The sequence below is a fragment of the Roseibium sp. genome, assembly GCF_965229775.1.
Lineage (GTDB): Bacteria > Pseudomonadota > Alphaproteobacteria > Rhizobiales > Stappiaceae > Roseibium.
Genome location: NZ_OZ245929.1, coordinates 4,318,257 through 4,343,471 on the forward strand (window position 1 = coordinate 4,318,257; position 25,215 = coordinate 4,343,471).

Annotated in this window: 19 protein-coding genes; 12 read left to right on the forward strand and 7 right to left on the reverse strand. The window is 60.9% G+C overall.

Going from position 1 to position 25,215, the window contains the following annotated elements:
• Positions 1–160 precede the first annotated feature (160 nt).
• Both ACO07N_RS19475 and ACO07N_RS19480 read right to left on the reverse strand, forming a co-directional pair.
• Positions 161–304, reverse strand: a complete 144-nt coding sequence (locus ACO07N_RS19475; protein WP_421982615.1) for a hypothetical protein — start codon at positions 302–304, stop codon at positions 161–163.
• Between the two features lie 31 nt (positions 305–335).
• Positions 336–1,496 (reverse strand): WD40/YVTN/BNR-like repeat-containing protein, encoded by a 1,161-nt coding sequence (locus tag ACO07N_RS19480; RefSeq protein WP_421982616.1) that lies wholly within the window; start codon positions 1,494–1,496, stop codon positions 336–338.
• A gap of 177 nt (positions 1,497–1,673) precedes the next feature.
• On the opposite strand from ACO07N_RS19480, the gene ACO07N_RS19485 reads away from it, so the two are divergent.
• Complete coding sequence (locus ACO07N_RS19485) at positions 1,674–2,570, forward strand: amidohydrolase family protein (protein WP_421982617.1); 897 nt, start codon at positions 1,674–1,676, stop codon at positions 2,568–2,570.
• Positions 2,571–2,602: 32 nt separating this feature from the next.
• Here the strand turns inward: ACO07N_RS19485 and purN are convergent, their stop codons facing one another.
• Positions 2,603–3,253: a phosphoribosylglycinamide formyltransferase gene (gene purN, locus ACO07N_RS19490; RefSeq protein ID WP_421982618.1), complete on the reverse strand. Its 651-nt coding sequence runs from the start codon at positions 3,251–3,253 to the stop codon at positions 2,603–2,605.
• Positions 3,250–4,332, reverse strand: a complete 1,083-nt coding sequence (purM, locus tag ACO07N_RS19495) for a phosphoribosylformylglycinamidine cyclo-ligase (protein WP_421982619.1) — start codon at positions 4,330–4,332, stop codon at positions 3,250–3,252. The genes purN and purM overlap by 4 nt, the downstream gene beginning before the upstream one ends.
• Before the next feature lie 256 nt (positions 4,333–4,588).
• On the opposite strand from purM, the gene ACO07N_RS19500 reads away from it, so the two are divergent.
• The 4 genes from ACO07N_RS19500 (at position 4,589) to ACO07N_RS19515 (ending at position 10,206) form a co-directional block, all read left to right on the forward strand.
• Complete coding sequence (locus ACO07N_RS19500; RefSeq protein ID WP_421982620.1) at positions 4,589–5,674, forward strand: AI-2E family transporter; 1,086 nt, start codon at positions 4,589–4,591, stop codon at positions 5,672–5,674.
• 11 nt (positions 5,675–5,685) lie between these two features.
• Positions 5,686–6,366: an AAA family ATPase gene (locus ACO07N_RS19505; protein WP_421982621.1), complete on the forward strand. Its 681-nt coding sequence runs from the start codon at positions 5,686–5,688 to the stop codon at positions 6,364–6,366.
• Positions 6,367–6,524: 158 nt separating this feature from the next.
• Entirely contained in the window at positions 6,525–8,684 is a 2,160-nt protein-coding gene (locus tag ACO07N_RS19510) for an RNA degradosome polyphosphate kinase (protein WP_421984458.1), read from the forward strand.
• A 1-nt stretch (position 8,685) separates the two neighbouring features.
• Positions 8,686–10,206 carry an exopolyphosphatase gene (locus ACO07N_RS19515; RefSeq protein WP_421982622.1) on the forward strand — a complete coding sequence of 507 codons (1,521 nt, stop codon included), beginning with the start codon at positions 8,686–8,688 and terminating at the stop codon, positions 10,204–10,206.
• A 10-nt stretch (positions 10,207–10,216) separates the two neighbouring features.
• On the opposite strand, the gene rnd is transcribed toward ACO07N_RS19515, so the two are convergent.
• The gene (gene rnd / locus ACO07N_RS19520) at positions 10,217–11,404 is read right to left on the reverse strand and encodes a ribonuclease D (protein ID WP_421982623.1); all 1,188 of its coding nucleotides are present in this window, start codon (positions 11,402–11,404) and stop codon (positions 10,217–10,219) included.
• Between the two features lie 143 nt (positions 11,405–11,547).
• Here rnd and ACO07N_RS19525 point away from each other — a divergent pair, with 143 nt between their 5' ends.
• The 3 genes from ACO07N_RS19525 to ACO07N_RS19535 all read left to right on the forward strand — a co-directional run bounded on the left by ACO07N_RS19525 (position 11,548) and on the right by ACO07N_RS19535 (position 16,091).
• Complete coding sequence (locus ACO07N_RS19525; RefSeq protein ID WP_421982624.1) at positions 11,548–12,174, forward strand: AAA family ATPase; 627 nt, start codon at positions 11,548–11,550, stop codon at positions 12,172–12,174.
• Between the two features lie 231 nt (positions 12,175–12,405).
• Positions 12,406–14,187 carry an aspartate--tRNA ligase gene (gene aspS / locus ACO07N_RS19530; RefSeq protein WP_421982625.1) on the forward strand — a complete coding sequence of 594 codons (1,782 nt, stop codon included), beginning with the start codon at positions 12,406–12,408 and terminating at the stop codon, positions 14,185–14,187.
• A gap of 98 nt (positions 14,188–14,285) precedes the next feature.
• Entirely contained in the window at positions 14,286–16,091 is a 1,806-nt protein-coding gene (locus ACO07N_RS19535) for an ABC transporter ATP-binding protein (protein ID WP_421982626.1), read from the forward strand.
• Positions 16,092–16,157: 66 nt separating this feature from the next.
• Here the strand turns inward: ACO07N_RS19535 and ACO07N_RS19540 are convergent, their stop codons facing one another.
• Positions 16,158–17,327, reverse strand: coding sequence for a hypothetical protein (locus tag ACO07N_RS19540; protein ID WP_421982627.1), 1,170 nt, complete (start codon positions 17,325–17,327; stop codon positions 16,158–16,160).
• Between the two features lie 120 nt (positions 17,328–17,447).
• Positions 17,448–18,347 carry a sugar kinase gene (locus tag ACO07N_RS19545; protein ID WP_421982628.1) on the reverse strand — a complete coding sequence of 300 codons (900 nt, stop codon included), beginning with the start codon at positions 18,345–18,347 and terminating at the stop codon, positions 17,448–17,450.
• A 157-nt stretch (positions 18,348–18,504) separates the two neighbouring features.
• On the opposite strand from ACO07N_RS19545, the gene ACO07N_RS19550 reads away from it, so the two are divergent.
• From ACO07N_RS19550 to ACO07N_RS19565, 4 genes are all read left to right on the forward strand, one after another.
• Entirely contained in the window at positions 18,505–20,148 is a 1,644-nt protein-coding gene (locus ACO07N_RS19550; protein ID WP_421982629.1) for an EAL domain-containing protein, read from the forward strand.
• A 172-nt stretch (positions 20,149–20,320) separates the two neighbouring features.
• Positions 20,321–20,878 (forward strand): TetR/AcrR family transcriptional regulator, encoded by a 558-nt coding sequence (locus tag ACO07N_RS19555; protein WP_421982630.1) that lies wholly within the window; start codon positions 20,321–20,323, stop codon positions 20,876–20,878.
• Positions 20,879–20,974: 96 nt separating this feature from the next.
• Positions 20,975–22,045 carry an efflux RND transporter periplasmic adaptor subunit gene (locus ACO07N_RS19560; RefSeq protein WP_421982631.1) on the forward strand — a complete coding sequence of 357 codons (1,071 nt, stop codon included), beginning with the start codon at positions 20,975–20,977 and terminating at the stop codon, positions 22,043–22,045.
• A gap of 33 nt (positions 22,046–22,078) precedes the next feature.
• Positions 22,079–25,183: an efflux RND transporter permease subunit gene (locus ACO07N_RS19565; RefSeq protein ID WP_421982632.1), complete on the forward strand. Its 3,105-nt coding sequence runs from the start codon at positions 22,079–22,081 to the stop codon at positions 25,181–25,183.
• Positions 25,184–25,215 lie beyond the last annotated feature (32 nt).

Here is a 25,215-nt window from a genome sequence, read left to right on the forward strand (position 1 = left end):
AAGTGAATTGACATGTCACTAACGGGAACGAGCCATTCGATTGCGATGATCAGAGGTCCGGCAACCGCTCTAGGGTGCGGACCCAAAAATGGAGCCGATTTGGCGGCAGAAATGGCAAAATCTCGCGAGGAAGCGTGTGCAGAGCGGGCTTTATGCCCGGTCAAGCGCGGTGACGCTGCGAGGTGCAGCCATTTTGCCGTCCTTCGGATTTGGCCGTTTCGGCCATCTGCATCGTCGCGAAAGGCTTGAAAATGAACCACATTTCCTGCGCTTTCGCTCCTCGCAGCTGGTCAAAACGATCCAAACCAAATCGGCTCCATTTTTGGGTCCGCACCCTAGTTCAGGTCGAGCACCTCGACCGAAAGGATCGTCGGCAGGTGCCGTGTGAGTTCGGTCCAGCTGTCGCCTTCATCGAAGCTTGCGTAGAGCGAACCGGAATTCGTTCCGAAATAAAGACCTGCCGGATCCCTGCCGTCACCGGCCATGGCCTGACGAAGGACGGTGAAGAAACAGGCCTCCTGCGGCAAGCCTGCGCGCTTCGCCTGCCAGCTGCGCCCCCCGTCGGAGGACTTCCAGACCGCTGCCGCCGCATCCGGCGGGAAGCGGCCGACGGCGTCGCCGTTGAGGGGGAAGGTCCAGATGGTCTGGGGATCGCGCGGATGCACCCGGATCGGGAACCCGAATGTCGACGGCAGACCCTCATTGATGCTGTCCCAGCTGCGCCCGCCGTCGGACGAGCGCCAGACACCGTGATGGTTCTGCTGGTAGAGCAGATCACTGTCACCCGGTGCGCGCATCATGTTGTGCACGCAATGGCCTGTCTCTCCGTCCCTGGGTCCGGCCGGATGGCTGTGCCCCTCACAGGCGGCCGCGTTCGAGAGGCGGTTGCGCCGTTCCCAGCTTGCGCCTGCATCTTCCGTCGCAAAGACCCCCGCCGCGGATATCCCGACCCAGAGTTTCCCCGGGGCCGCCGGATCATCGACAATCGTGTGCAGGACAAGACCGGCTGCGCCTGGGTTCCAGCTTTCGGCGGAAGGATGTTTCGTGAGGCTCTCGAGGGCCTGAAAACTCTTACCGCCGTCGTCGCTCTTCAAGAGCGCGGCAGGTTTGGTGCCGGCATAAAGCGTTCCGTGCGAGAGGCGGAGTGACCATATCTGGGAAAAACGGTCGGTAAAGGGAAGCGGATCGTCAGACCAGCCGATCGTCCCGGCGAAGTCCGGGTCCATCGCGGCCCAGTCGTCGATTGTTCCCTTTGTGAGCCTCGTCAGCTCCCAGGTGTCTCCGCCGTCACCGGAGTGCCAGACACCGGCCCCGTTCCAGTCGCCGCCGCCGCCGGCCCAGAGCTGCCCCGTGTCAGGATCGCCGATCACGTGATTGATCGGCCAGCCGTCGCAATAGGGGCCTCTGACGGCCCAATCCGTTCGGTCCCGGCCTCCGGCAATCAGGAACGCACCCTTGGTCGTGCCGATAAGGACTGTCAGATCTCCGGAACGCATCGCGAGGCCTCCTCAAAACCATCGTGAAATCTATCATGGAACACGCAGATGAACCCATTTGAATGCGATTTTCGGTGCGCAAGGCGTGCAAAACATCAATTTATTTATTAATTTCATAGAAAAGTCGATTTTTTGATGTAGCTTGAGTGGGCGTATCGGAAATTGGAAAGGTTTCTAATGTCAGGCTTCCGCTTCAAACGCCCGGGTCTTGTCGGCCTCATGGTTGCGCTGTCGATGTCATCGGCCCTTGCCGACGGAGACCATGAGCCGATCGGCGACGAGGTTTGGAACCTGCCCTTGTTCGATGCACATGTGCACTACAAGGAACCGGCATGGGACCGCTATCCCGTCAGCAGCATCGTGGAACTCATGGACAAAAACGGCGTTGCCATGGCGCTCGTGTCCTCCACCCCCGACGAGGGAACGATCATGCTGTGGGAATATGCGCCGAACAGGGTCGTTCCCGAACTTCGGCCCTACCACGGTGCGGCCGGGTCGTCGAACTGGACCAAGGCGGAGGGCATGGACGCCTATCTGGAGGGCCGGCTCGAAAGCTATCCTCACGAGGGCATCGGAGAGTTTCATATCCGTCAGCTGGACATGTCCGACGAAGCCTTGTTCCGCAAGATCATTGCGATGGCGAAGGAGCGGGACATCTACCTGCATGTTCATTCGGGAACCGAGCCGATCCGCTGGCTCTATCGTCTTGATCCGGAGGTGAAGATCATCTGGGCGCATGCGGGACTGGGAACGCCCGCGCCGGAGGTCTACGAACTGATGAACGAATTCCCCGAGCTCCTCGCGGACACGTCCTTGCGCGAATACAGCATTCTCGGCCGGGGCGAAAACCTTGATCCGCAATGGCTTGAAATCATTTTCGATTTTCAGGACAGGCTGATGATCGGGAGCGACACCTGGGTCAACAGTCAGTGGGACAGCTATTCCGAGATCATGACGATGAACAGGTTGTGGCTGTCGAAGCTGCCGAGAGAGGTCGCCGAGAAAATTGCCTACAAAAACGCCGAGCGCTATTTCGGACGCGAGATCTCCATGGAGCAGATCGGCACAAGGTAGGCTGCCGGGAAACCGATCAGGCGGAGTGGAAATCAGTCCGGCCAGACCAGCTGAAGCTCGGATTCGCTGGCGGCCCCGGTCAGGACACGGGCTCCGGTCACCTTGGTCTTGCCCGTTGCGACAAGCTCGAGCGCTTTGGGATAGATCCGGTGTTCGACTTCCAGAACGCGCGCTGCCAGCGTTTCGGCGGTGTCGTGGTCGAGAACGGGAACCGCGCCCTGAACGATGATCGGGCCGTCATCCATTTCCGCCGAAACGAAGTGAACCGTGGCCCCGTGGATCTTGACGCCTTCGTCCAGTGCCCGCTCATGGGTTGCAAGGCCCTTGAAGGAGGGCAGGAGAGCCGGATGAATGTTGATCATGCGGCCCGACCAGGCATTCACCAGGTAGGGTGTCAGAATGCGCATGAAGCCGGCGAGCGTGACAAGCTCGATCCGGTGCTCGCGCAGGACTGCGTCAATCGCTCTCTCGAACGCCTCCCGGTCTCCCGCGAACCCGGTATGGTCGACGACCGCTGTCGGAATTCCGAACTCCGCCGCCCGCTCCAGTCCCTTCGCATCCGGACGGTTCGAGACGATCAGCGCGATTTCGGCAGGGTAGGAGGGTTCCATGGCCGCGGAAATCAGCGCGCCCATGTTCGAGCCGCGCCCCGATATGAGGACGGCTGTGCGTTTGCGGCTCATTCGGACAATCCGAGGCTGTTGTCGAAGAGGACGGGCGTATCCCCAGCCGTTTCGATTGTTCCGATGATCGCAACGGTTTCGCCGTTGTCCTGCAGCACTTGGCAAACCGCGTCGGCTTCTTCCTTCGCGGCGGCGACCACCATCCCGATGCCGCAATTGAAGGTGCGCAGCATTTCGCTTTCGGCGACACCACCGGTCTGCGCGAGCCAGGAGAACACCGCAGGAGGCGTGATCTTCGAAAGGTCGATGCGGGCCGAGCAGTTGTCCGGCAACACGCGCGGCAGGTTCTCAGGCAGGCCGCCGCCGGTGATATGCGCCAGCGCCTTGATGCCGCCCGTTTCCTTCAGGGCCGCCAGAAGCGGTTTGACATAGATCCGTGTCGGCTCCATCAGAACGTCGCCGAGCGACTTGCCCGTTTCGAAGGGAGCGCTGTCGGACCAGGAAAGCCCGGCAAGTTCCATGATCTTGCGCACCATCGAATAGCCGTTTGAATGCACGCCGGACGATGCCAGCCCGAGAAGCACATCGCCGGCCTCGACATCGCTGCGCGGCAGGATCTGGCCCCGTTCGACGGCACCCACCGAAAAGCCGGCGAGATCATAGTCACCTTCACCGTACATGCCCGGCATCTCGGCCGTTTCGCCGCCGATCAGCGCGGCGCCTGCCATCTTGCAACCATCCGCGATACCGGCGACAACGTCGCTCGCCGTATCGACGTCGAGCGCGCCGGTCGCAAAATAGTCGAGAAAAAACAGGGGCTCGGCGCCCTGAACCACGAGATCGTTGACGCACATGGCGACGAGGTCGATGCCGACGGTGCGGTGCTGCCCGGTTTCGATCGCGATCTTCAGTTTTGTGCCGACGCCGTCATTCGCGGCCACCAGGATCGGGTCGGCAAAGCCCGCGCGCTTCAGGTCGAACAGGCCGCCAAATCCGCCAATGTCGCTGTCCGCGCCGGGCCGGGACGTTGCTTTGACGAGCGGTTTGATCCGGTCGACGAGGGCGTTTCCCGCATCGATGTCGACACCGGCGTCGGCATAGGTCAGGCCATTGCTTCCTTCGGCTTTGGACGGGCTCATGGCTGCTCCAGATGTTCGATTGCGTGTTTGGCGGCGAATGACCCAGGGTCCGTACCCTAGTGATTTCCCTGCCGCGCATACAGCCTTGCGCCGTTTTTCACAAGGGCCGCGCGGCCTGTTCACCCCCAAATCCACCTCTTGACCGGGGAATGCCCGACAACCTATGAGCAATGCGCGGGAAAAATGCGTATCTTGTCATGTATAGTACCGCAAATTTTTCGAGACCCATTCCCGGTCCCTGTCCGGAGGAACATTTATGACTTTGCGCCGTCAGGTTCAGTTCTGGTTGCTTTCCCTGGCCGTTTTCTGTGTTTTTCTCTATATCTTTTCCAGCGTGCTCCTGCCTTTCGTGGCGGGAATGGCCGTTGCCTACCTGCTCGACCCCGTGTGTGACCGCCTCGAGCGGCTCGGGATGGACCGCCTCTGGGCGACCCTGACGATCCTGTTTTCGTTCATACTTGTCCTCGTCCTGTTTTTTGTTCTGCTGTTGCCGGTGCTCGGCAACCAGCTCGCATCGTTTCTGGAAAATTTCCCCGATCTCGTGCGCAGGCTCCAGGTCCTGCTTCAGAAGTATTTTCCCGCGAACCTCGCGAGCCTTGCCGGCTTGTCACCCGAAGACCTGCAGTCTTCTATGACCGACCTCATCGGGCAGGGGGCGTCCTTTGTCGGCAAACTGGCTCAATCGATCTGGAGCGGAGGGCAGGCGCTGCTGTCGATCCTGTCGCTTTTCGTGATCACGCCTGTCGTTGCGTTTTACCTGCTGCTGGACTGGGATCACATGGTCGAGCGGATCGACAGCTGGATCCCGCGGGACCATCTTGAAGAAATCCGCGGTCTGGCCAGGGAAATGGACGCAGCCGTTGCCGGCTTTGTGCGCGGGCAGGTGTCCGTGTGTGTCATTCTGGGCATCTTCTACGCAGTTTCGCTGGCGCTCGTCGGGCTGAATTTCGGGCTTCTGATCGGCATGGTCGCGGGGCTCGTCAGTTTCATCCCATTCGTCGGAGCGGCGCTCGGCTTCGTCTTGTCCATCGGCGTTGCGCTCGTCCAGTTCTGGCCGGACTGGCCCTGGATCCTGGTCGTGGGCGCGGTTTTTGCGGTCGGCCAGTTCCTGGAAGGAAACATTCTGCAGCCGAAGCTGGTCGGGGAAAGCACGGGCCTCCATCCGGTGACGCTGATGTTTGCGCTTTTTGCCTTTGGCTTTCTGTTCGGCTTTGTGGGCATGCTGATCGCCGTGCCGGCAGCGGCGATGATCGGAGTGCTTGCGCGCTTCGGGCTGAGGCAGTACCTAGCGAGCCCGGTCTACAAGGGAACGGCCCCTTCTTCGACCGTGAGTGAAGAGTAAGTGACGGGATAATGGCGGAACCACCGCGCCAGTTGCCTTTGGAGCTGCCGCACGAGGCAGCGCTCGGACGCGAAGACTATCTCGTCGGCGCGTCCAACAAGGCCGCATATGAGCTTCTGGAAAGATGGCCGGACTGGCCGTCCCCGGTGGTTGTTCTCGCCGGTCCGGTGGGGTCCGGCAAGACGCACCTTGTCGAGGCATTCAGGGACGAGACTGCAGCCTCTGTCGTCGCGGCACCGGACCTTGCCGAACACATGGTCGATGCATTGGCCGAAGCCCCGGCGGCCGTCGTTGAAAATGCGCATCGCGGTGTTGACGACACCGCCCTGTTCCATCTCCTCAACGCCTCACGGCAGGCCGGCAGGACCGTCCTGATCACCAGCCGCACCTGGCCGGCGAGCTGGCGGCTTTCGCTGCCTGACCTGATGTCCCGCTTGCGCGCGGCCACACCGGTCGAAATCCTCGAGCCCGACGACGATCTTCTGCGCCGCGTTCTCGTCAAACTGTTTGCCGACCGGCAGATCTCGGTGGACATCGGGGTCGTGGATTACCTCGTTGTGCGCATGGAACGGTCGCTGGACGTTGCCATGCGCGCGGTCGAGGCAATCGACCAGGAGGCGTTGGCGGGACGTGTCAAAATAACCAAGCCGCTGGCCGGGCGCGTGCTGGAAGATGTGCATAAGGGGCGCTGAGGGCACGCGGTGCGACATTGGTTTCATTTGCCTTGCGCGCTCACCGTGTTACTGACATCTCAAGGGTCCATGGCGCGGGTATCCACGGCCTGAATCTGAGGGGAAGTACCTTGAACGAAACAACCGACCTTTCAGATGTTTTCGCGGCCTCCTCCGATCTGCGTGGCGAGAGCCGCGAACCTGAAGCCGACATGGCGCAGGTGTCCGACCGTTACATGAACCGGGAACTTTCCTGGCTTCAGTTCAACCTGCGCGTCCTGGAAGAAGCGATGAATGAGAACCACCCTCTTCTGGAGCGGGTGAGGTTCCTGTCGATTTCCGCCAACAACCTGGACGAGTTTTTCATGGTGCGGGTTGCCGGGCTCCGCGGCCAGCAGCGCGCTGAAGTGACCAACCTCTCCGATGACGGGCTGACCCCCACCGAGCAGCTTGAAAGGATCAGCGAGGCCGTGCGCGATCTTCAGGCCTCCCAGCAACGGATCTGGGAAGAGCTGCGCGGGGAGATCGCCGACAAGGGGATCGAGATCCTTCACGGCGACACCATTGATGACGCCGACAGGGCGTGGCTGCAGGACTATTTCCTGGCCTATGTCTTTCCAGTTCTGACGCCGCTTGCCATCGACCCGGCGCATCCGTTCCCTTTCATACCCAATCTCGGCTTCTCCATCGTTTTCGAACTGGTCCCGACATCGGGCGGGCGCGGAATGATCGCGCTTCTGAGAATTCCGAACCAGGTCGACCGGTTCGTGCGCTTGCCGAAGGGAGGTGACGGCGCGGCGCGGTTCATTGCCATTGAACGCGTCGTCAGCATGTTCATCGGCAGGCTGTTTCCCGGATACGAGATCAGGGGCAAGGGCGCTTTCCGCGTCATTCGCGACAGCGACCTGGAAATCGAGGAGGAGGCCGAGGACCTCGTGCGCCTGTTCGAGAGCGCGCTCAAGCGCCGGCGCCGGGGCTCGGTGATCCGTCTGGAGATCCAGGAGACGACGCCGCCGGCGCTGCAGGAATTCGTGGCCGATGCGCTGGATGTCGGCGAAAGCGAGATCTTCCAGGCAAAAGGCCTGCTTGCGCTCAACAACCTGTCGCAGATCGTCGATCTGGAACGCCAGGACCTCAAGTTCGAGCCATACACCGCCCGTTTTCCCGAGCGTATCCGCGAACACGGCGGCGACTGTCTCGCGGCCATCCACCAGAAGGACATCATCGTTCATCACCCGTACGAATCCTTCGACGTCGTGGTGCAGTACCTCCGGCAGGCCGCGCGGGATCCCGACGTCGTTGCAATAAAACAGACGCTCTACCGCACCTCCAACAACTCGCCCATCGTCAAGGCCCTGGCGGAAGCGGCGGAGGCCGGCAAGTCCGTGACGGCGCTGGTGGAACTCAAGGCGCGGTTCGACGAGGAAGCCAACATCAAGTGGGCGCGCGATCTGGAGCGGGCAGGTGTTCAGGTCGTCTTCGGGTTCATCGAACTGAAAACCCACTCCAAGCTGTCCATGGTGATCAAGCGCGAGCACGGCCAGCTCAAGACCTACTGCCATATCGGAACCGGCAACTATCACCCCATTACGGCACGCATCTACGAGGATCTGTCCTTCTTCACGGATGACCCCGGCATTGCCGAAGATGCGGCAAGGGTCTTCAATTTCATCACCGGCTACGCTGAACCGGATGAACTCAACCACCTGCTCGTCTCACCGGTCAATTTGCGCCAGCGGATGCTGGAATTGACCGAAGCGGAGATCCAGCATGCACGTGAAGGAAGGCCGGCGCAGATCTGGATGAAGATGAATTCGCTTGTCGACCACGAGATCATCGACGCGCTTTACCGCGCCAGCCAGGCCGGCGTTCAGATCGATCTGGTGATCCGCGGCATATGCTGTCTCCGGCCCGGAATCGAAGGACTGTCGGACAATATCCGGGTCAAGTCGATCGTCGGGCGCTTTCTCGAACACTCCCGGATTTTCTGCTTCGGAAACGGACATGGCCTGCCGTCACCGGAGGCGTATGTCTATATCGGCTCGGCCGACCTGATGCCGCGAAACATTGACCGGAGGGTGGAGGTCCTGTCACCTCTGCTCACCGCCACGGTGCACGAACAGGTCCTCGACCAGATCATGGTCGCCAACCTGAAAGACAACCAGCAGAGCTGGCGCATTCTCGCCGACGGCAGCCACGAACGCATCGTTCCCGGCCCGAACGAAGAGCCTTTCAACGCACACCGGTATTTCATGACCAACCCGTCACTTTCCGGCCGCGGAAAGTCCCTTAAGAGCGATCGCCCCAAGCCGTTCCTGAAGCGGCAAAAACGAGGATGACATGAAGAGCCAGTTCAAGCCGGCACGCGGCCGGCTCAACGGGACGGGGCCGGTAGCGGTCGTCGATATCGGCTCCAACTCCGTGCGCCTGGTGATTTACGAGCGCAAGGCCCGAACGCCCACGATGCTTTTCAACGAGAAGCTCCTTGCGGGGCTTGGAAGAGGGGTCGCGGCCACGGGGCAGCTTGCCACGGAGTCCGTGGATCTCGCGCTCGGAGAACTGGTCCGCTTCAAGGCGCTGATCGAGCACACCGGTTGCAAGGAGCTCTACGTCGTCGCGACGGCCGCGGCACGCGATGCGGAAAACGGGCCGGAATTCGTGACCGAGGTGGAACGCATTCTGGAAGCGCCCGTTCGGATCCTGAACGGCAGCGAGGAAGCCTACTATTCGGCTCTTGGCGTCGTTGCCGGTTTCTGGCAGCCGCGCGGCATCGTCGGCGACATGGGCGGTGGCAGCCTTGAACTCGTCGAGATAGGTGAAAAGAAACCGGGGGGAGGCGCGACCTTTCCCCTCGGCGGCCTGCGTCTGTCGGAGGAAGCGGGCGGCTCCATCGAGAAGGCGCGCGAGATCACCGAGGCAGCGCTAAAGACCTATGAATGGCCCGATCTTTCACCGGGCGAACGCACCTTCTTTGCCGTTGGGGGAACGTGGCGGTCTCTCGGCAGATTGCACCTGATGCAGAACGACTACCCCTTGCACGTAATGCACAATTACGAGATGGATGCCGAGGAAGCGATCGCCTTCTGCCGGGCGATTTCCGTTCCCAATCTGGAAAACATCGATATGGCGGAGGTTGTCTCCAAGCAGAGGCGTCCGCTGGTGCCGATCGGCGCCGTGGTGCTTGAACAGGTCCTGACCGCCATGAAGGCCGAGCGGCTGATGTTCTCCGCGACTGGTGTGCGCGAGGGCCTCCTGCACGAAAAGCTGTCGCCGGAGATGCAGGCCAAAGATCCTGTCATCGAGGCGGCACGCGAACTGTGTGAGTTGCGGGCACGCTCACCCCAGCATGCCATCGAGCTGATCGACTGGACGGACGCGCTCTTTCGGGAGCTGCAGATCGAGGAGACGGCGAACGAAAAACGGCTGCGGCACGCGGCCTGTCTCCTGTCGGACATCGGATGGCGCGCGCATCCGGACTACCGCGGCGAGCAGAGCCTGAACATCATTTCCAACGCCTCTTTCGTGGGTCTTGATCACGCCAGCCGCGCCTACCTGGCCGCCGCCGTTTTCTACCGGCATCAGGGATTGCGGGAAGGGGCCTTGTCCCAGGTCATCCGCCAGCTGTTCACCGACCGTCTCAGGATACGGGCCAAGGTGCTTGGTGCCACCTTGCGCGTCGCGTCTCTGCTGAGCGCGTCCATGGCCGGGCTGCTCCCGAAGATAGGGGTTGCGGCAACGGAAACCGGCCTTGCGATCGAACTGACCAGCGATCTTGCAAACCTGGACGGGGAACGTCTGCGCAAACGCGCGGCGCAACTCGGCAAGGTGATCGATGCGGAAGTTGTTCTGAAAGTCGCTTGAGGAAGAGCGTCTATTCGGCAGCTTGTGTTTTCAGCTCACCCTGACTGGCGGCCTGCGGCAAGGCCACGATCTGGCGATTCTGGAAGGCGAGCGCGACTTCGCCGCGCTTCAGCTTCAACGCCAGTTCTCCGAAAAGTTCACGGCGCCAGCCTTTCATGGCCGCGACATCGGCATCGTCGCTTGCCGCAATTTTTTCCAGGTCGTCGACCGTTGCGATCACCTTGGCAGCGACACCGTTTGCCTCACTGACCATCTTGAGAAGCACTTTCAGGAGGTCCACCGCGGCCGCCGAACCGTCGGGCGCCTGCCGTCCCTTGGGCAGCTTGGGCAAGTTTTCCCGCGGCATTTTCAGGGCGCGCCGGATCGCCTTCAGGATTTCATCCGCCGACTTGGACCTCTCGAACCCGCGCGGGATCGTCCTCAGGCGGCTGATCGCCTCGGGGTCCTGTGGCTGCTGGGCCGCCAGTTCGTATATGGCGTCGTCCTTGATCACGCGGTTGCGCGGCACGTTCCGTTCCTGCGCTTCGCGCTCGCGCCAGGCGGCGATTTCCATCATGACGGCGAGTTCGATCGGCTTGCGGACACGCAGCTTGAGCCGTTTCCATGCCTGATCCGGATCGGCCCTGTAGGTTCCCACGGAGGTCAGTACCTCCATTTCGTCGCGCACCCAGTGGCTGCGGTTCTGCTCCGCGAGATTGGCTTTCAGGAACTGATAGGCATCCCGCAGATGGGTGACGTCGGCAAGGGCGTAGTCGAGCTGTTTGTTCGTGAGCGGACGGCGAGCCCAGTCCGTGAACCGGGAAGACTTGTCGATTCGCGCCCCGGTGACCTTGTAGATCAGCTGATCGTAGGAAATGGAATCTCCGAAGCCGCATACCATCGCGGCAACCTGCGTATCGAACAGGGGCGCGGGGATCAGTTCACCCAGATGGTAGATGATCTCGATGTCCTGGCGTGCGGCATGGAAGACCTTGGTGACGCTGTCGTCCCGCATGAGTTCGAAGAACGGGGCAAGGTCCAGACCTTCTGACAGGGCGTCCACGATGAAGGCCATGTCGGGCCCGGCCATCTGGATCACGCACAGTTTGGGCCAGAAGGTGGTTTCCCGGAGGAATTCCGTGTCGACCGTTACGTAGTCGTGTGCGGCAAGACGCTGGCAGGCTTCGGCGAGATCTTTTGTTTTTGTAATCACATGCATGGTGAGACACAGCTATAACGGAGTTCGGCCGCTTTGTCGCCACGAAATGGAGAGTTTGGAACATTCTCCTCTTGAAGAAGCGCAATGAGTGCGCCTATGTTGAGAGGGGCTAAAATGGTTTCCCAAGAAGCAGGAGATGCCGGATGCGCAAAATACTTGTGGTGAATTCCAAGGGGGGATGCGGGAAAACCACCATCGCCACGAATCTTGCCGTCGCGCTCGCCGCACGCGGTGAGGACGTCGCGCTTGCGGATGCCGACCGGCAGAAATCCAGTCTTTCCTGGGTGAAGCGGCGCCCGAGGAATCTCGTGAAAATCGTGGCGCTGAACTGGAGCAAGGAGGGCAACATCGGCGACATGGACAAGGAGTTGGACGCCGTCGTGATCGACGGCCCCGGCGGCCTACGCTCCGAACTTGCCAAGAACCTGATCGCCGAGGCATCGGACATCATCGTTCCCGTCCTGGCCTCCGCGTTTGACTGGAGCGCCACGCTGAAGTTTCTGGACAACATCTCCGACATCAAGAAGGTCAGGAAGGGCAAGGCGGATATTCACGTTGTCGCCAACCGCATCAACCGGCGCTCGACCCAGGTGGCCAACCTGGAGCAGACATTGTCAAAAAAGGGCTATCCGCTGCTCGCCCGGATTTCCGACCGCGTCCTCTACGCGCGTCACGCTGCGAACGGGACGGGCGTGTTCGACAGTTCGGACGCCAAGGCCCACGAGGTGAGGGGCCAGTGGCATACCTTGCTGCAGGCCGTGGATTCGTAGGGTTCCTGTCGGCGTGAACCAGCCTTGAGGACCACCAGAGGCGACCTGCGCACCTAGAACGCAATCATTCTTCGAATTTGGCATAGCCGCCATTTGCGCGGGGATCGGCAAGCCCCGTCGGACCCCCTCCCTTGACTTTCGCTCCGCAACATGGCTTGTGCAGCCGGACACGGCCTGCCTTCGGTGGGCCGTAATGATTTTTCATGCCAAGAAGAACGCCGAGGAATTAGAATGCACCCCTACCGTAGCCACACGTGCGGTGATCTCCGTCTGTCCGACGAAGGCCAGACCATCCGTCTTTCCGGTTGGGTCCACAGGGTCCGAGATCACGGCGGGGTGCTGTTCATCGATCTGCGCGACCACTATGGCGTGACGCAATGCGTGGTCGACCCGGATTCCGACGCCTTTTCCCTGGCCGAGAGCGTGCGTTCCGAATGGTGCATCCGCATCGACGGCAACGTGAAGAAACGGACCGACGAAACCATCAATCCGGAGCTGCCGACAGGCGAAGTCGAAATCTTCATCCGCGAGATGGAAGTGCTCGGCGCCGCCAAGGAATTGCCGCTGCCGGTGTTCGGTGATCTGGACTACCCGGAAGAAGTCCGTCTGAAGTACCGCTTTCTCGACCTGCGGCGCGAGAAACTGCACAACAACATGATGCTCCGCTCGGAGGTGATCCGGGACATTCGTGACCGCATGTGGTCCATCGGGTTCAACGAGTTCCAGACCCCGATCATCACGGCGTCATCGCCGGAAGGCGCACGCGACTTTCTTGTGCCGTCGCGCCTGCATCCCGGCAAGTTTTACGCGCTTCCGCAGGCGCCGCAGCAGTTCAAGCAGCTGCTGATGGTCTCCGGCTTCGACAAGTATTTCCAGATCGCGCCCTGTTTCCGCGATGAGGACCCGCGGGCCGACCGTTCGCCGACGGATTTTTATCAGCTCGACATGGAAATGTCCTTCGTCACCCAGCAGGATGTCTTCGACACAATCGAACCCGTGCTGGCAGGCTGTTTCGAGAAGTTTGGCGGTGGCCGTCCGGTCAACCGCGACTGGCCGCAGATCGCTTACAAGGACTCCGCACTCTGGTACGGAACCGACAAGCCCGATCTCCGGAACCCGATCAAGATGCAGATCGTTTCCGAACACTTTGCCGGCTCCGGCTTCGCCATCTTCGCGAACCTTCTGGAACAACCCGGAACCGAGATCCGCGCAATCCCGGCGCCCAAGGGCGGCAGCCGGAAGTTCTGTGACCGGATGAACAAGTTCGCACAGGGCGAAGGCCTTCCGGGCATGGGCTACATCTTCTGGCGCAAGGCGGAAGACGGTTCGATGGAAGCGGCCGGCCCGCTTGCCAAGAACATCGGTCCGGAGCGCACCGAAGCGATCCGCACCCAGCTCGGGCTGGAAGTCGGCGATGCCGCCTTTTTCCTCGGCGGTAAGCCGAAACAGTTCGAGGCGGTGGCCGCAAAGGCGCGCGTGATCATCGGCGAGGAACTCGGCCACACGGACAAGGACCGGTTCGAATTTGCCTGGATCGTTGATTTTCCGATTTACGAAAAAGACGATGAAACAGGCGAAATCGACTTCGAGCACAATCCGTTCTCCATGCCGCAGGGTGGAATGGAAGCGCTTGATGGTGACCCGCTCGAGGTCAAGGGCTGGCAGTATGATCTGTCCTGCAACGGCAACGAGCTGGTTTCGGGCGCGATCCGGAACCACAAGCCGGAAATCATGTACAAGGCCTTCGAAATTGCCGGCTACCCTGCAGAAGAGGTCGACAAGCGCTTTGGCGGCATGGTGACGGCGTTTCAGTACGGCGCGCCTCCGCATGGCGGCTGCGCGGCCGGCATCGACAGGATCGTGATGCTTCTCGCCAATGAGGCCAACATTCGCGAAGTGATGCTCTTCCCGATGAACCAGAAGGCCGAGGATCTCATGATGGGCGCGCCGAGCGATCCGACCGCGGCGCAGCTGCGCGAGCTTCATTTGCGGCTGAACCTTCCCGAAGAGTGAGCGCAGCGATCCGGCCCGTATACGATTGAGACGAATTCGCGTGTTACGATGACCGTGGGTTCACATGATGAGTCTCATTTGCCGAGGCGATGAAACCGATGGAGACACAACGTTTCGTGCGCAATCCGTTCAAATCCAAGACCTGGACCGACCCGAAAGGAACGGTCCAGCTGATCAAGCGCGTTCTGAGCGAAAACTTCCGGACATATATTCCGAAATACCTTCTGGCATTCGTGTTCATGGGCGTGATTGCCGCCACGACCGCGGCCAGCGCATGGATCATGCGGGATGTCGTGAACGAGGTGTTCGTGAACAAGGACGCGCAAATGGTCTACGTGATCGGCGCGGTCGTCTTTTTCATTTTCACGCTGAAAGGTGTTGCGACCTACGGCCAGATCGTCGTCCTTGCGCGCGTCGGCAATGAAATCGTCACGGATCTGCGCCGGCGCATGTTCACGATCCTTCTGCGTCAGAACCAGGCCTATTTCGACAGGCATACCCTAGCGGAGATCGGGGTTCAGGTCGGCCAGGGCGTCGGTGCGGTCAAGACCACGCTCGACATGATCGTGACGACCCTCGGCAGGGACGTGCTGACGATCATCGGTCTCGCGGTTGTCATGGCGGTGCAGAACCCGCTGCTGAGCCTGTTCGCGCTCATCACGATGCCGCCGGCCGTGATCGGCGTGACCTTTCTCATTCGCAGGGTCAAGGAATACGTGAAACGCCAGGTGGTCTCGAACGCCAAGGTCAGCACCGTCATGCAGGAAACCGTTCTGGGGGTCCGGGATGTGCGCGCGTTCGGCATGGAACCGGTGATGCTCGACAAGATGGAAGTCGGCCTCCAGGAAGTGAAGAAGCAATCGAACAAGATTGCCTCCCTGACCGCCAGGACGTCGCCCCTGATGGACACGCTCGGCGGCGTCGCGATCTCGCTCGTGATCTTGTACGGCGGATACTCCGTCATCGAACTCGATCAGGATCCGGGAGCCTTGTTCTCCTTCATCACCGCCTTGCTGCTGGCCTATGATCCGGCGCGGCGTCTGGCGCGGCTGAACGTCAATCTGGGCAAACAGGTCGTCGGTCTGCGCATCATGTACGACCTTGTCGACCGCAAGCCCGATCATGAAGATGAGCCCGACGCACCCGACATCGTTCTGGAGGCCGCACAGGTGGAATTCCACGACGTGGAGTTCTCCTATGGCGACAGCGCAGCGCTTCACAACACGAGCTTCGTGGCCGAGGCCGGAAAGATGACGGCACTGGTCGGAGCGTCCGGCGCAGGCAAGTCGACGGTGTTTTCGCTGCTGGAGCGCTTTTATGACCCGCAGTCCGGTGAGATCCTGATCGACGGGCAGAACATCCGGAATGTGACGCAGCGTTCGTTGCGGGAATGCATTGCTTTCGTGGGCCAGGATCCTTTCCTGTTCAACAACAGCATTCGCGACAACATTGCCGTCGGCAAGCCCGGCTGCTCGCAGGAAGAGATCGAGGCCGCCGCGCGGTCTGCCAACGCGCATGACTTCATCATGGCGCTGCCGGAAGGCTACGACACAAGGGCAGGGCAGAGCGGAAGCAACCTGTCCGGCGGTCAGAAACAGCGCGTTGCCATCGCGCGTGCGATGCTGCGGGATGCGCCGATCCTGTTGCTGGACGAAGCAACGTCCGCGCTCGATGCCGAATCCGAGGCCACCATACAGTCGGCGCTTGAAAAACTGATGGAAGACCGGACCACGCTGGTCATTGCGCATAGGCTCAGCACCGTGCGCCACGCCCACCGGATCCACGTCATGGACAAGGGCAGGGTTCTGGAGAGCGGCACCCACAACGAGCTCTTCGAGCACGACGGGATCTACCGGCGTCTGTGCGAACTTCAATTCCAGGACAAGACGGAAGCCGCCGAATAATCTTACTGTCCGCAAACGAAAAAAGGCCCGGGAACACCCCGGGCCTTTTCATGTCAACCTGGCCGGCTACTGGTTGGCCGCAATGCCGACAGAAAGGATCTGCGGGATCATCTGCGGGGCCAGCATCGCCGTTCCCATCACCTGTGAAAACGGTACCGGAGCGCCGGGCGCTGCCGTGATTTCAAGCGACCCGGGCGCATTCAGGTAATCCGTGACGGCCTTGGCAACCTGGCCTTCAAGATCCTTGTTCTGCAACATGCCGAGCATCAGGGGCAGGCTGCCCGTCAGACCGCCGACATAGGTCGGCACATCAACACCTGACTTCTTTGCTTCCTGCTCCAGGATGCGCCCCGTGAGCGAGGCATCGTCGAGCCGGATCTTTGCGTCCACGACAGACACGTTCTGAAGCAGTCCCATGGCTTCTTCCGGCTTGTCCGACTTTGCTTCCAGCTGTTCCACGACGTCGCGCGTTACGCCGCCCAGAGAAAGGGAGAGTGTTAGGCTGGCGGCATCCTTGGCATCGATCTTGAGTTCCGGAATGTTGATGGTCGCGGCATCGACATCCCATTTGCCGGACGCGGTCACGTCGAGGGACAGTGTTTCATAACCAAGTTCGGAGAGCGTCTTCGCCTCTTCGACCTCAAGCTCTTTCACGTCGACGACTGCACCGTTCAGGGCAAAACTCCCCGAAGTCGGCAGATCGCCGTCCATGCTGTCGATCGTGGACGTGATCGACCGAATGTCTGCAACCTTTCCGTCTTCATCCTGAATCTGGATGGACTTGATTTCGACTGTCCGGTAGCCCGGACCTGACGGCGACGTCTTGGCGGCCGCTTCGGCAGGTGAGGGAAGCACTAGCTGGGTCGCGTCGAGCGTGCCGACCGACATGCCGCCGTCATCCGCCTTCAGTTCGAGGGATTCCAGGCCGAGGCTCTCGAGCTTGAGGCGGCCATTGTCCAGAATCTCGCCGCCGCCGAGCATCGTCCTGGCGATTGTCACCTTGCCGTCTCCTCCGTCCGCGACGACGAGCTGTTCGATCGTGACCGTGTCACCCGAAGCGTCGACGGCACCGTAACTCTCGACGGTTCCCTCCTGCGCATCCACGACTGACAGGAAGGCGTCGGCGACCTCGTTGCCGGTCGGGTCGAAGGCGAGGGCGGGGACGGTTTGAAGTGTGATCAGGCTGACGGCCGTGCACAGGCCGAGCGCAAATCGGGGCGAGGGGGAAAACATCATATAAAACTCCACCATGAAAAGGCGGGCACACTCTGCTTGATGTTTCGTGCCGAGGCAAGGCCGTTGCGGTCTCAATCCAGGATGCGAAACCGCGGCTCTTCGCGCCCGCTCCCCGTTGCGCTAGGCAGCTGCCTTTTCCTGAAATTCCTCCTTGGCGCGCTCGATATCCTGGAGCGACGGCAGACTGGCCTCATTGCCCAGATGCTGGATCGCGTGTGTCGAGGCGGCGCGGGCAAACTCGAAATGCGCGTTCCAGCTGCGTTCCGGGTGGTTGAGGTAGGAGGCGATATAGGCTCCGTGGAAGACGTCGCCGGCTCCGTTGGAATCGACGACTTTCTGCAACGGAACGTCGAGTGCGGGCAAGATCTTGTCCGCGCCTCCGGCTTCGTACCAGACGGTGCCGTGCTCTCCGAGTGTCACGGCGCCGACCGGACAGTTTTTCGATCGAAGATATTGCAGCGTTTCCCCTGTCGACTTTCCCAGTTGCTGGCAGAACCTCTCCGAGACAACGGCAATATCGATATGGTTGAGCAACTCGTCCGTGTTTTCCCGCACCGCGCCGCCGTCGAGCGATGTCAGGATGCCGAGGTTCTTGCAGGTCGCTGCGTAGTGGTGGGCCGCATCGGGCATGTGCCCGTCCAGATGCAGCGCCTTCATGCCGGTCAGCGTGAGGGGCGGGAAGGGATGGAGGAAGTCGTTGTCGCGGCAACGCACGATCGCCCTCTTCCCGGATTTCGGCATGATGAAGGAGAGTGAGGAGTCGCGCACCTTGCGGCCATGGACCGAAATCCCGTAGGCCGCCGCCATGTCCAGGAACATGCGCGCCAGCCAGTCGTCCGCGAGCGAGCACAGAACGTCAGGACGGCCGCCCAGCTTTGCGCAGCAGAACGCGGCCGTGACGGCATTGCCGCCGAAGCTGATCGCATAGTCCCGGGCGATCGTCTTCTCGTCGCCGGTCGGAAGCTGGTCGGTCAAAAAGGTAACGTCGATATAGGCTTGGCCGATAAACAGTGCCTGCATGAGCAACTCCCGTTTTCCCGTGGAAAGTTTCGTAGCGGCACTTAATCACGTGCCCGGTCCGTTCAGCCTTGATCTGGATGAAACACCCACACATTCAGTCCTTGTTTACCCAGATCGGCCATGGTCAGGAAGAGTTTATTGGCCAACAGGTACAGAATTGTCCTTCCGGTATCTAGGTTTCGCGAAAACGGTCCTGATCGCCCTCGTTCTGGCGACCACGCCGCTGTTTGCGATCAACATCATTTTGAACCAGTTTGCCGAGCGCCGGGCGTTGACCGAGATGGAAGCCATGGGCGAGGTGTCGATCCATCGCGCAGAGGAGGCCATCAGCAGCACCGTGAGCCTGCTTCAGAGGCTCGACCGCGACGGTGTACAGACCTGCAGCGCGGAAGACCGGGTCATCTTCGAGAGGCTGATCATTGAAAACGGCATGATCGATGCCCTGGGTCTCGTGGACTCCAAGGGGCAGCGCATGTGCATTGTTCCGGACCGCGAACTCGCCGGCAAGATCATTCTTCCTCCGGTGCGCACCGATGGGCCGCTGGTCGGCATCGGCATGCTGGACCGGGACTATATGGGCGCCAGGGCGGCGGTCATCAGCTGGGACCTGAAGGACCAGACCAGGCTGTTTGCGGAAGTGACGCCGGCCGTCATCGCGATGGATCCCGGACCGGAATACCTGCGGTCCTACAGACGTGCCGAGCTGCGCCTCGGCGACAACCTGCTCTGGTACAATGTCGGCGGGTACAATTCCGAAGGCTCCGGACAGGAAAGCACCCTTTCGGTGGATGTCATGTCGGAACTCTATCCGCTCGTGGCCACGATCACCGCTCCAAAGAGCGCGGCCGCGCATGTCGTCAAGGATCTGAAGGTGGTCGCGGCTGCGGCATGCGCCGGCATCGCGGTGCTGTTCGTCGCGATCGGTGTGTGGTTGTCCTGGCGGCCTGAGAGCGAAGCCAACGACGAATTTGTAGCCGCGATCCGCAACGGCGAATTCATCCCCTACTATCAGCCGGTCATGGATATCGAGACGCTGCGTCTGCGCGGCTGTGAGGTGCTGATGCGCTGGCGGCGCCCGAACGGAACGATTGTGTCTCCGGGCCAGTTCATGGCCTATGCGGAAAACAACGGCCACATTTTCGATATGACGCGGCACATCATGCGCCTGTCTTCGGAGGAAGTGGGAGATCTTTACGGAGAGAACCCGGACTTCAAGCTTTCGATCAATCTGTTCGCTGGACATTTCCTCGACCGTGAAGTGGTTGCCGACATCAAGTCCATATTCGAGAACTCGAAAATCTCGTTCCAGCAGATTGTCGTGGAAGTCACCGAACGTCATCCGCTCGAGGACATGGAACTCGCGCGCAAGATCATGGCGGAACTCCAGGCGCTCGGCGTTCGCGTCGCGCTGGACGACGTCGGCACCGGACACGGCGGCATGGCGTATCTGCAAAAGCTCGGCGTCGATATCATCAAGATCGACAAGATGTTCATCGACACGATCAGCTCCGACGACAACTCCACGACGATCGTGGACTCCATGGTCGAACTTGCCGACAATCTGGGCATGGGCATTATCGCGGAAGGTGTCGAGCAGGAAGAGCAGATCGAGCGTCTGCTTGAACTCGGTGTCACGGCGGCGCAGGGCTATTTCTTTGCAGCGCCGATGCCGGCCGATGAGTTCATTGCATTCTCCGAGCGCATGGAAAGAGAAGCGCTCGAACGCACACGTCTCGCAGCCGAAGCTGCGGCCGCCGAGGAGGCTGCAAGCGAGGCGGCCATGTCCAACGCGGCGGCCTGACGGCCGGAAGGCCCAGGCAGCTCCGGCTTTTCCCGGTCATTTTCCCTGATCAAATCCCGCTGATCCTCCGCGGCGTCGCATCACAATTGGCGGAGCCTTGACAAAAACGCTTGTCTGTACCGGCTGGACGGTTTATGTACGGCGTAACTTTACTGACCAGACGGTTTAGAATATGACGGCACGTGCTTCAAGACATTCTCCGGATTCCAAGGCGGACATCCTGACGGCTGCGATCGAGGTTATTCGCCGCTCCGGCGCGCAGAGTTTCACGATCGACGCGGTTGCCGAGGAAAGCGGGTTTTCCAAGGGCGGGGTTCTTTACAATTTTCCGACCAAGGATGCCCTCATCACTGGAATGGTGGAGTTCCTCGGCGGACAGTTCGAAACCGACGTTCTTGCCGCGCGGGCGGCGAACCTCGGCTCGAAGTCACCCACGCTCAGCGGCATGATCGATGTCACCGAACGGTGGCTGGAAACCAGACGCGACGTGGCGCAGGCAATTCTTGCAACGACGGTAGACCGTCCCGAGCTGACGGAACCGTTCTTGAAGGTGAAGCGCCGGTTCAAGGCGGCAATTGCGGATGAAACGGATGAGTTCGGCAAGGCCATGGCAATCTGGTCCAGCCTCGAGGGGCTGCATTTTTCGGTCGCACATTGCGTGTCGATCCTTGATGACCATGAACGGGCCAAGGTGCTGAGCGAACTCAGAAATCACCTCGAACAAGATTAGAAACGCCCTCGCGGGACAGGCTGCAATGGCGCAGCGGACGGCGATGAGGGGCAGGGAAAAGCGGGACGGCACAAGATGACGGTTCAAAGAGGGAATATGGCCCGCTGGATGGCGGTTCTTGCTGCGGCGCTCGTTCTGGCTGCGTGCCAGGACGATATGCCGGACCCGGTCGCGGAGGCGGAAGCGAAACTGCACGCCGCCCCCAGACCGGCGAAGATCTTCACGGTGACGGACGAGATCGGTCTGATCGAGAGACGTTTCGCCGGGCGCGTTGCTGCCGTACAGACGGTTGATCTTTCCTTCCAGGTCTCCGGCAAACTGCTCCAGTTGCCGGTGCTGGAAAGCCAGCAGGTTTCGAAGGGCGACGTGATCGCGAAGCTGGATCCGACGGATTATGAACGCGCGGTCCGCGAGGCGACGATCAACGTCGACCAGGCGAAGCGGGAACTGGACCGCCTGGAAACGCTGAAAGAGCGGTCGGTCATCTCCCAGTCGGCCTATGACGAGCAGAAAAACGTGCATGATCTGAGCCTGGAACGGTTGGAAGAAGCGCGCCGGAACCTGCAGTACACGACCCTGGAAGCTCCGTTCGACGGCATTGTTTCTCTGCGCCTCGTCGACAATTTCACCACGGTCAGCGTGGCGACCCCGATCGTGCGCATGCATGATGTCTCGGAGGTGCAGGTCGACATCAATGTCGCCGAAGCGCTGTTCGGACGCGTGACGGCGTCGGAGGTGTCCTCCATCGAAGCGAAGTTCCCGGCATATGGCGAAAAGATCTTCCCGCTCGAATATCGCGAACACTCCAGTCAGGTCGATGAAGTCACCCAGACCTACCGGATCACCCTGGCAATGCCGCGCGAGGGTGTCGATCAGCTTTCGCCCGGCATGACGGCGTCCGTCATCGTCAAGCTCGTTCCGGAGGGCCTGGAACTCGGGGAGCAGTTGCTTGTGCCAACGGCCTCGGTCGCCGTCGACGGAGAGGGTAACACCTATGTCTGGAAGTTCGCGGATGCGACGGGTGCCGTCTCCAAGCAGCCGGTCGAGATCGGCACGATCATGGGTGACTACATTCCCATTCGCTCCGGCATCGATACGGGAGACGAAATCGTTTCGGCCGGCGTTGCCTATCTCAGCGACGGCCAGATCGTGCGCCGCCTGCGCTGACAAGAGCCGCAACCAGTCAAGGGATCACGGATCGTGGATATCGCTCGCTACTCCATCGAGAAGCCGGTCAACACATGGATGATCGTGCTGATCGCACTTCTCGGCGGTCTTTGGGGGCTGACTTCGGTCGGCCGCCTCGAAGATCCGGCCTTCACGATCAAGGAAGCGCAGGTCATCACCGCGTATCCCGGGGCAACGGCCGCCGAGGTCGAGAACGAGGTCACGGAAATCCTCGAGACCGCGATACAGCAGATGCCGCAGCTGGATGAGATCAGGTCGGTTTCAGAACCCGGTCTGTCGCGGATCAGCGTGGAGATCAAGCCAACCTATGACGGCGGGGAACTGCCTCAGGTCTGGGACGAATTGCGCCGCAAGGTCGGCGACGAACAGCGCAACCTGCCCGCGGGCGCCAGAACGCCGCTCGTCTATGACAGCTTTGGAGACGTGTTCGGTCTCTTTTACGCGTTCACGGCCGATGGGTACACAAATCGCGACATACGCGACACGGTGAAGCGGATCCGCCGGGAACTGCTTGCCGTGCCGGGGGTCGGCAAGGTGGAGGTCGACGGCGAGCCCGAGGACGTCATCTACCTCGACGTCGACCAGGACAAGATGGCCGGCCTCGGCATTTCCATGACCGACATTGTCGGTGTTCTGGATGCCGAAAACAGGATCCAGTCGAATGGCTCGGCGGTGTCCGGACAATCCCGCATCCGCTTGATGACCCCATCCGCGTTTGAGGATTTCAGCGGAATACAGGACCTTATTGTCGGTCGCCCAGGCTCGACGGCTATGATCCGCCTGTCGGATATTTCCACGCTGGAACTGGGTGAACCGGAACGTCCGCGCAAACTGATCCGCCACGAAGGCCGCCGCGCGGTCACGATCGGGGTCTCCCAGGTCGACGGGACCAACATCGTCGATGTCGGTGACCGGGTCGTTGAAAAGCTGGCGGAGATCGAGGCGTTGCTGCCGGTCGGCATGCAGATCCATCCGATCTACGAACAGAACATCGTCGTCGACGCTTCCGTCAACGGTTTCATTCTCAATCTGGCCGCGTCCGTCGTCATCGTGATCGGTGTTCTTGCACTCTTCATGGGCTGGCGCGCGGCGGTGGTTGTCGGAACCGTTCTTCTGCTGACGGTCATGGCAACCGTCCTGTTCATGCGGATCTTCAACATCGAGATGGAACGCATTTCGCTCGGCGCGCTGATCATCGCCATGGGCATGCTCGTGGACAACGCGATCGTCGTTGCCGAGGGCATGATGATCAACATGCAGCGCGGGCAAAGGGCGATCGAGGCGGCAAGCCGTGTCGTCAGGCAGACGATGTGGCCGCTCCTTGGGGCCACCGTGATCGGCATCATGGCCTTTTCGGGGATCGGGTTGTCACCGGATGCAACGGGCGAATTCCTGTTCTCGCTGTTTGCCGTGATCGCGATTTCGCTGCTGCTGTCCTGGGTCTTTGCCGTGACGGTGACGCCTCTTTTCGGGAAGTATTTTTTCCGCACGGCGGAGGGCAATCCTGACGATCACGATCCCTACAAGGGCATCCTTTATGCCATCTATCGCGGCTTTCTGGTGGGGGCACTGCATGTAAGGCTGCTCTCCGTGCTGGCGCTTGTCGGCATAACGGTCGCCTGTGTCATGGCCTTCGGCAATGTGAAACAGGCCTTCTTTCCCGACAGCAACACGCCGATCTTCTATGTGCACTACTGGTCTCCCCAGGGCACGGACATCAGGGCGACGGAGGCTGATCTGGCGGAGATGGAGAAGGTCATCCTTGCGGACGAGCGCGTGGAAGCCGTGACCAGTTTCGCAGGTGGCGGCGCGACCCGGTTCATGCTCACCTATGCACCGGAAGATGCCAATCCCGCCTATGGCCACATGCTCATCCGTACGAAAAACCGCGACGATATCGATCTGCTCGCGCTGGAATTGCGCTCGAAATTCGGCGAGCGATTTCCATCGGCGCAGATCATCACCAAGCGTCTCGTCTTCGGCCCCGGTGGCGGCGCGAAGATCGAGGCACGGTTTTCCGGGCCGGACGCCGATGTGCTCAAACGTCTCGGCGACGAGGCGCAGGCCATCTTTTCCCTTCCGGAGAACCGGCTGGCCGATGTCAACACCGACTGGAGACAGCGGGAACTGGTCGTTCGCCCCGTGTTCGAGGAAGACAGGGCAAGGATTTCGGGCGTTACCCGCGAAGAACTGTCGCTGTCGCTGCAATTCGCGACGGAGGGCGTGCAGGTCGGCTCCTATCGCGATGTGGACGAGAGCATTCCGATTGTCGCCCGCAAGGCCGGACCGGAAGGGATCTCAGTCAATGAAAGCGTCTCCGACTCGCTTGTCTGGAGCACGGGCCAGCGCCGCTACGTTCCGATCGACCAGGTGGTGAGCCGGTTCGTCATGGAGCCGCAGGACACTCTGATCCACCGGCGCGACCGCGTCCGGACGCTGACCGTCAAGGCGGAGACGACGGCAGGCGAGACGGCCTCTGCGGCGCTCGCGAGGGTCCGGCCGCAAATCGAGGCGATGGCGCTGCCGCCCGGCTACGCACTGGTATGGGGCGGAGAATACGAAAGCACGAATGATGCGCAGGCGTCTCTAGGAGCCCAGTTGCCGCTCGGTTTCCTGGTGATGCTGATCATTTCGATCCTGCTTTTCGGATCGATCCGGCAACCGCTGATCATCTGGCTGATGGTGCCGATGTCGATCAATGGCGTCGCGATTGCCCTCCTGGCAACGGATACGCCGTTCGGCTTCATGTCACTGCTCGGCTTCCTGTCGCTTTCCGGCATGCTGATCAAGAACGCGATCGTGCTTCTGGAGGAAATCGACAGGCTGATCGGGGAAGGCAGCGAGAAATACGATGCCATCGTGACCGCCAGCGTGTCCCGTATGCGTCCGGTGATGCTGGCGGCGATCACGACGATCCTGGGCATGGCACCGCTGTTGTCGGATGCGTTTTTCCGGGGCATGGCGGTGACGATCATGGGCGGGCTGGCCTTCGCGACCGTTCTTACCCTGATCGCCGCACCGGTTCTCTACGCCCTGTTTTTCAGGGTTCGTCCTCCCGCGAAAACCGGGAAAGGCGAGGAGGTGCCAGACGAAGGCGCGGCCGTGCCGGCGGAGTGACCGCCGTCACCAAAAGAAAACCCGCCCGCGGG

Bases quoted from the DNA above. Each gene is read 5' to 3' on its own strand.
- ACO07N_RS19480 (WP_421982616.1), bottom strand. From the start codon at position 1,496: ATGCGTTCCGGAGATCTGACAGTCCTTATCGGCACGACCAAGGGTGCG.
- ACO07N_RS19485 (WP_421982617.1), top strand. From the start codon at position 1,674: ATGTCAGGCTTCCGCTTCAAACGCCCGGGTCTTGTCGGCCTCATGGTT.
- purN (WP_421982618.1), bottom strand. From the start codon at position 3,253: ATGAGCCGCAAACGCACAGCCGTCCTCATATCGGGGCGCGGCTCGAAC.
- purM (WP_421982619.1), bottom strand. From the start codon at position 4,332: ATGAGCCCGTCCAAAGCCGAAGGAAGCAATGGCCTGACCTATGCCGAC.
- ACO07N_RS19500 (WP_421982620.1), top strand. From the start codon at position 4,589: ATGACTTTGCGCCGTCAGGTTCAGTTCTGGTTGCTTTCCCTGGCCGTT.
- ACO07N_RS19505 (WP_421982621.1), top strand. From the start codon at position 5,686: ATGGCGGAACCACCGCGCCAGTTGCCTTTGGAGCTGCCGCACGAGGCA.
- ACO07N_RS19515 (WP_421982622.1), top strand. From the start codon at position 8,686: ATGAAGAGCCAGTTCAAGCCGGCACGCGGCCGGCTCAACGGGACGGGG.
- rnd (WP_421982623.1), bottom strand. From the start codon at position 11,404: ATGCATGTGATTACAAAAACAAAAGATCTCGCCGAAGCCTGCCAGCGT.
- ACO07N_RS19525 (WP_421982624.1), top strand. From the start codon at position 11,548: ATGCGCAAAATACTTGTGGTGAATTCCAAGGGGGGATGCGGGAAAACC.
- aspS (WP_421982625.1), top strand. From the start codon at position 12,406: ATGCACCCCTACCGTAGCCACACGTGCGGTGATCTCCGTCTGTCCGAC.
- ACO07N_RS19535 (WP_421982626.1), top strand. From the start codon at position 14,286: ATGGAGACACAACGTTTCGTGCGCAATCCGTTCAAATCCAAGACCTGG.
- ACO07N_RS19540 (WP_421982627.1), bottom strand. From the start codon at position 17,327: ATGATGTTTTCCCCCTCGCCCCGATTTGCGCTCGGCCTGTGCACGGCC.
- ACO07N_RS19545 (WP_421982628.1), bottom strand. From the start codon at position 18,347: ATGCAGGCACTGTTTATCGGCCAAGCCTATATCGACGTTACCTTTTTG.
- ACO07N_RS19555 (WP_421982630.1), top strand. From the start codon at position 20,321: ATGACGGCACGTGCTTCAAGACATTCTCCGGATTCCAAGGCGGACATC.
- ACO07N_RS19560 (WP_421982631.1), top strand. From the start codon at position 20,975: ATGGCCCGCTGGATGGCGGTTCTTGCTGCGGCGCTCGTTCTGGCTGCG.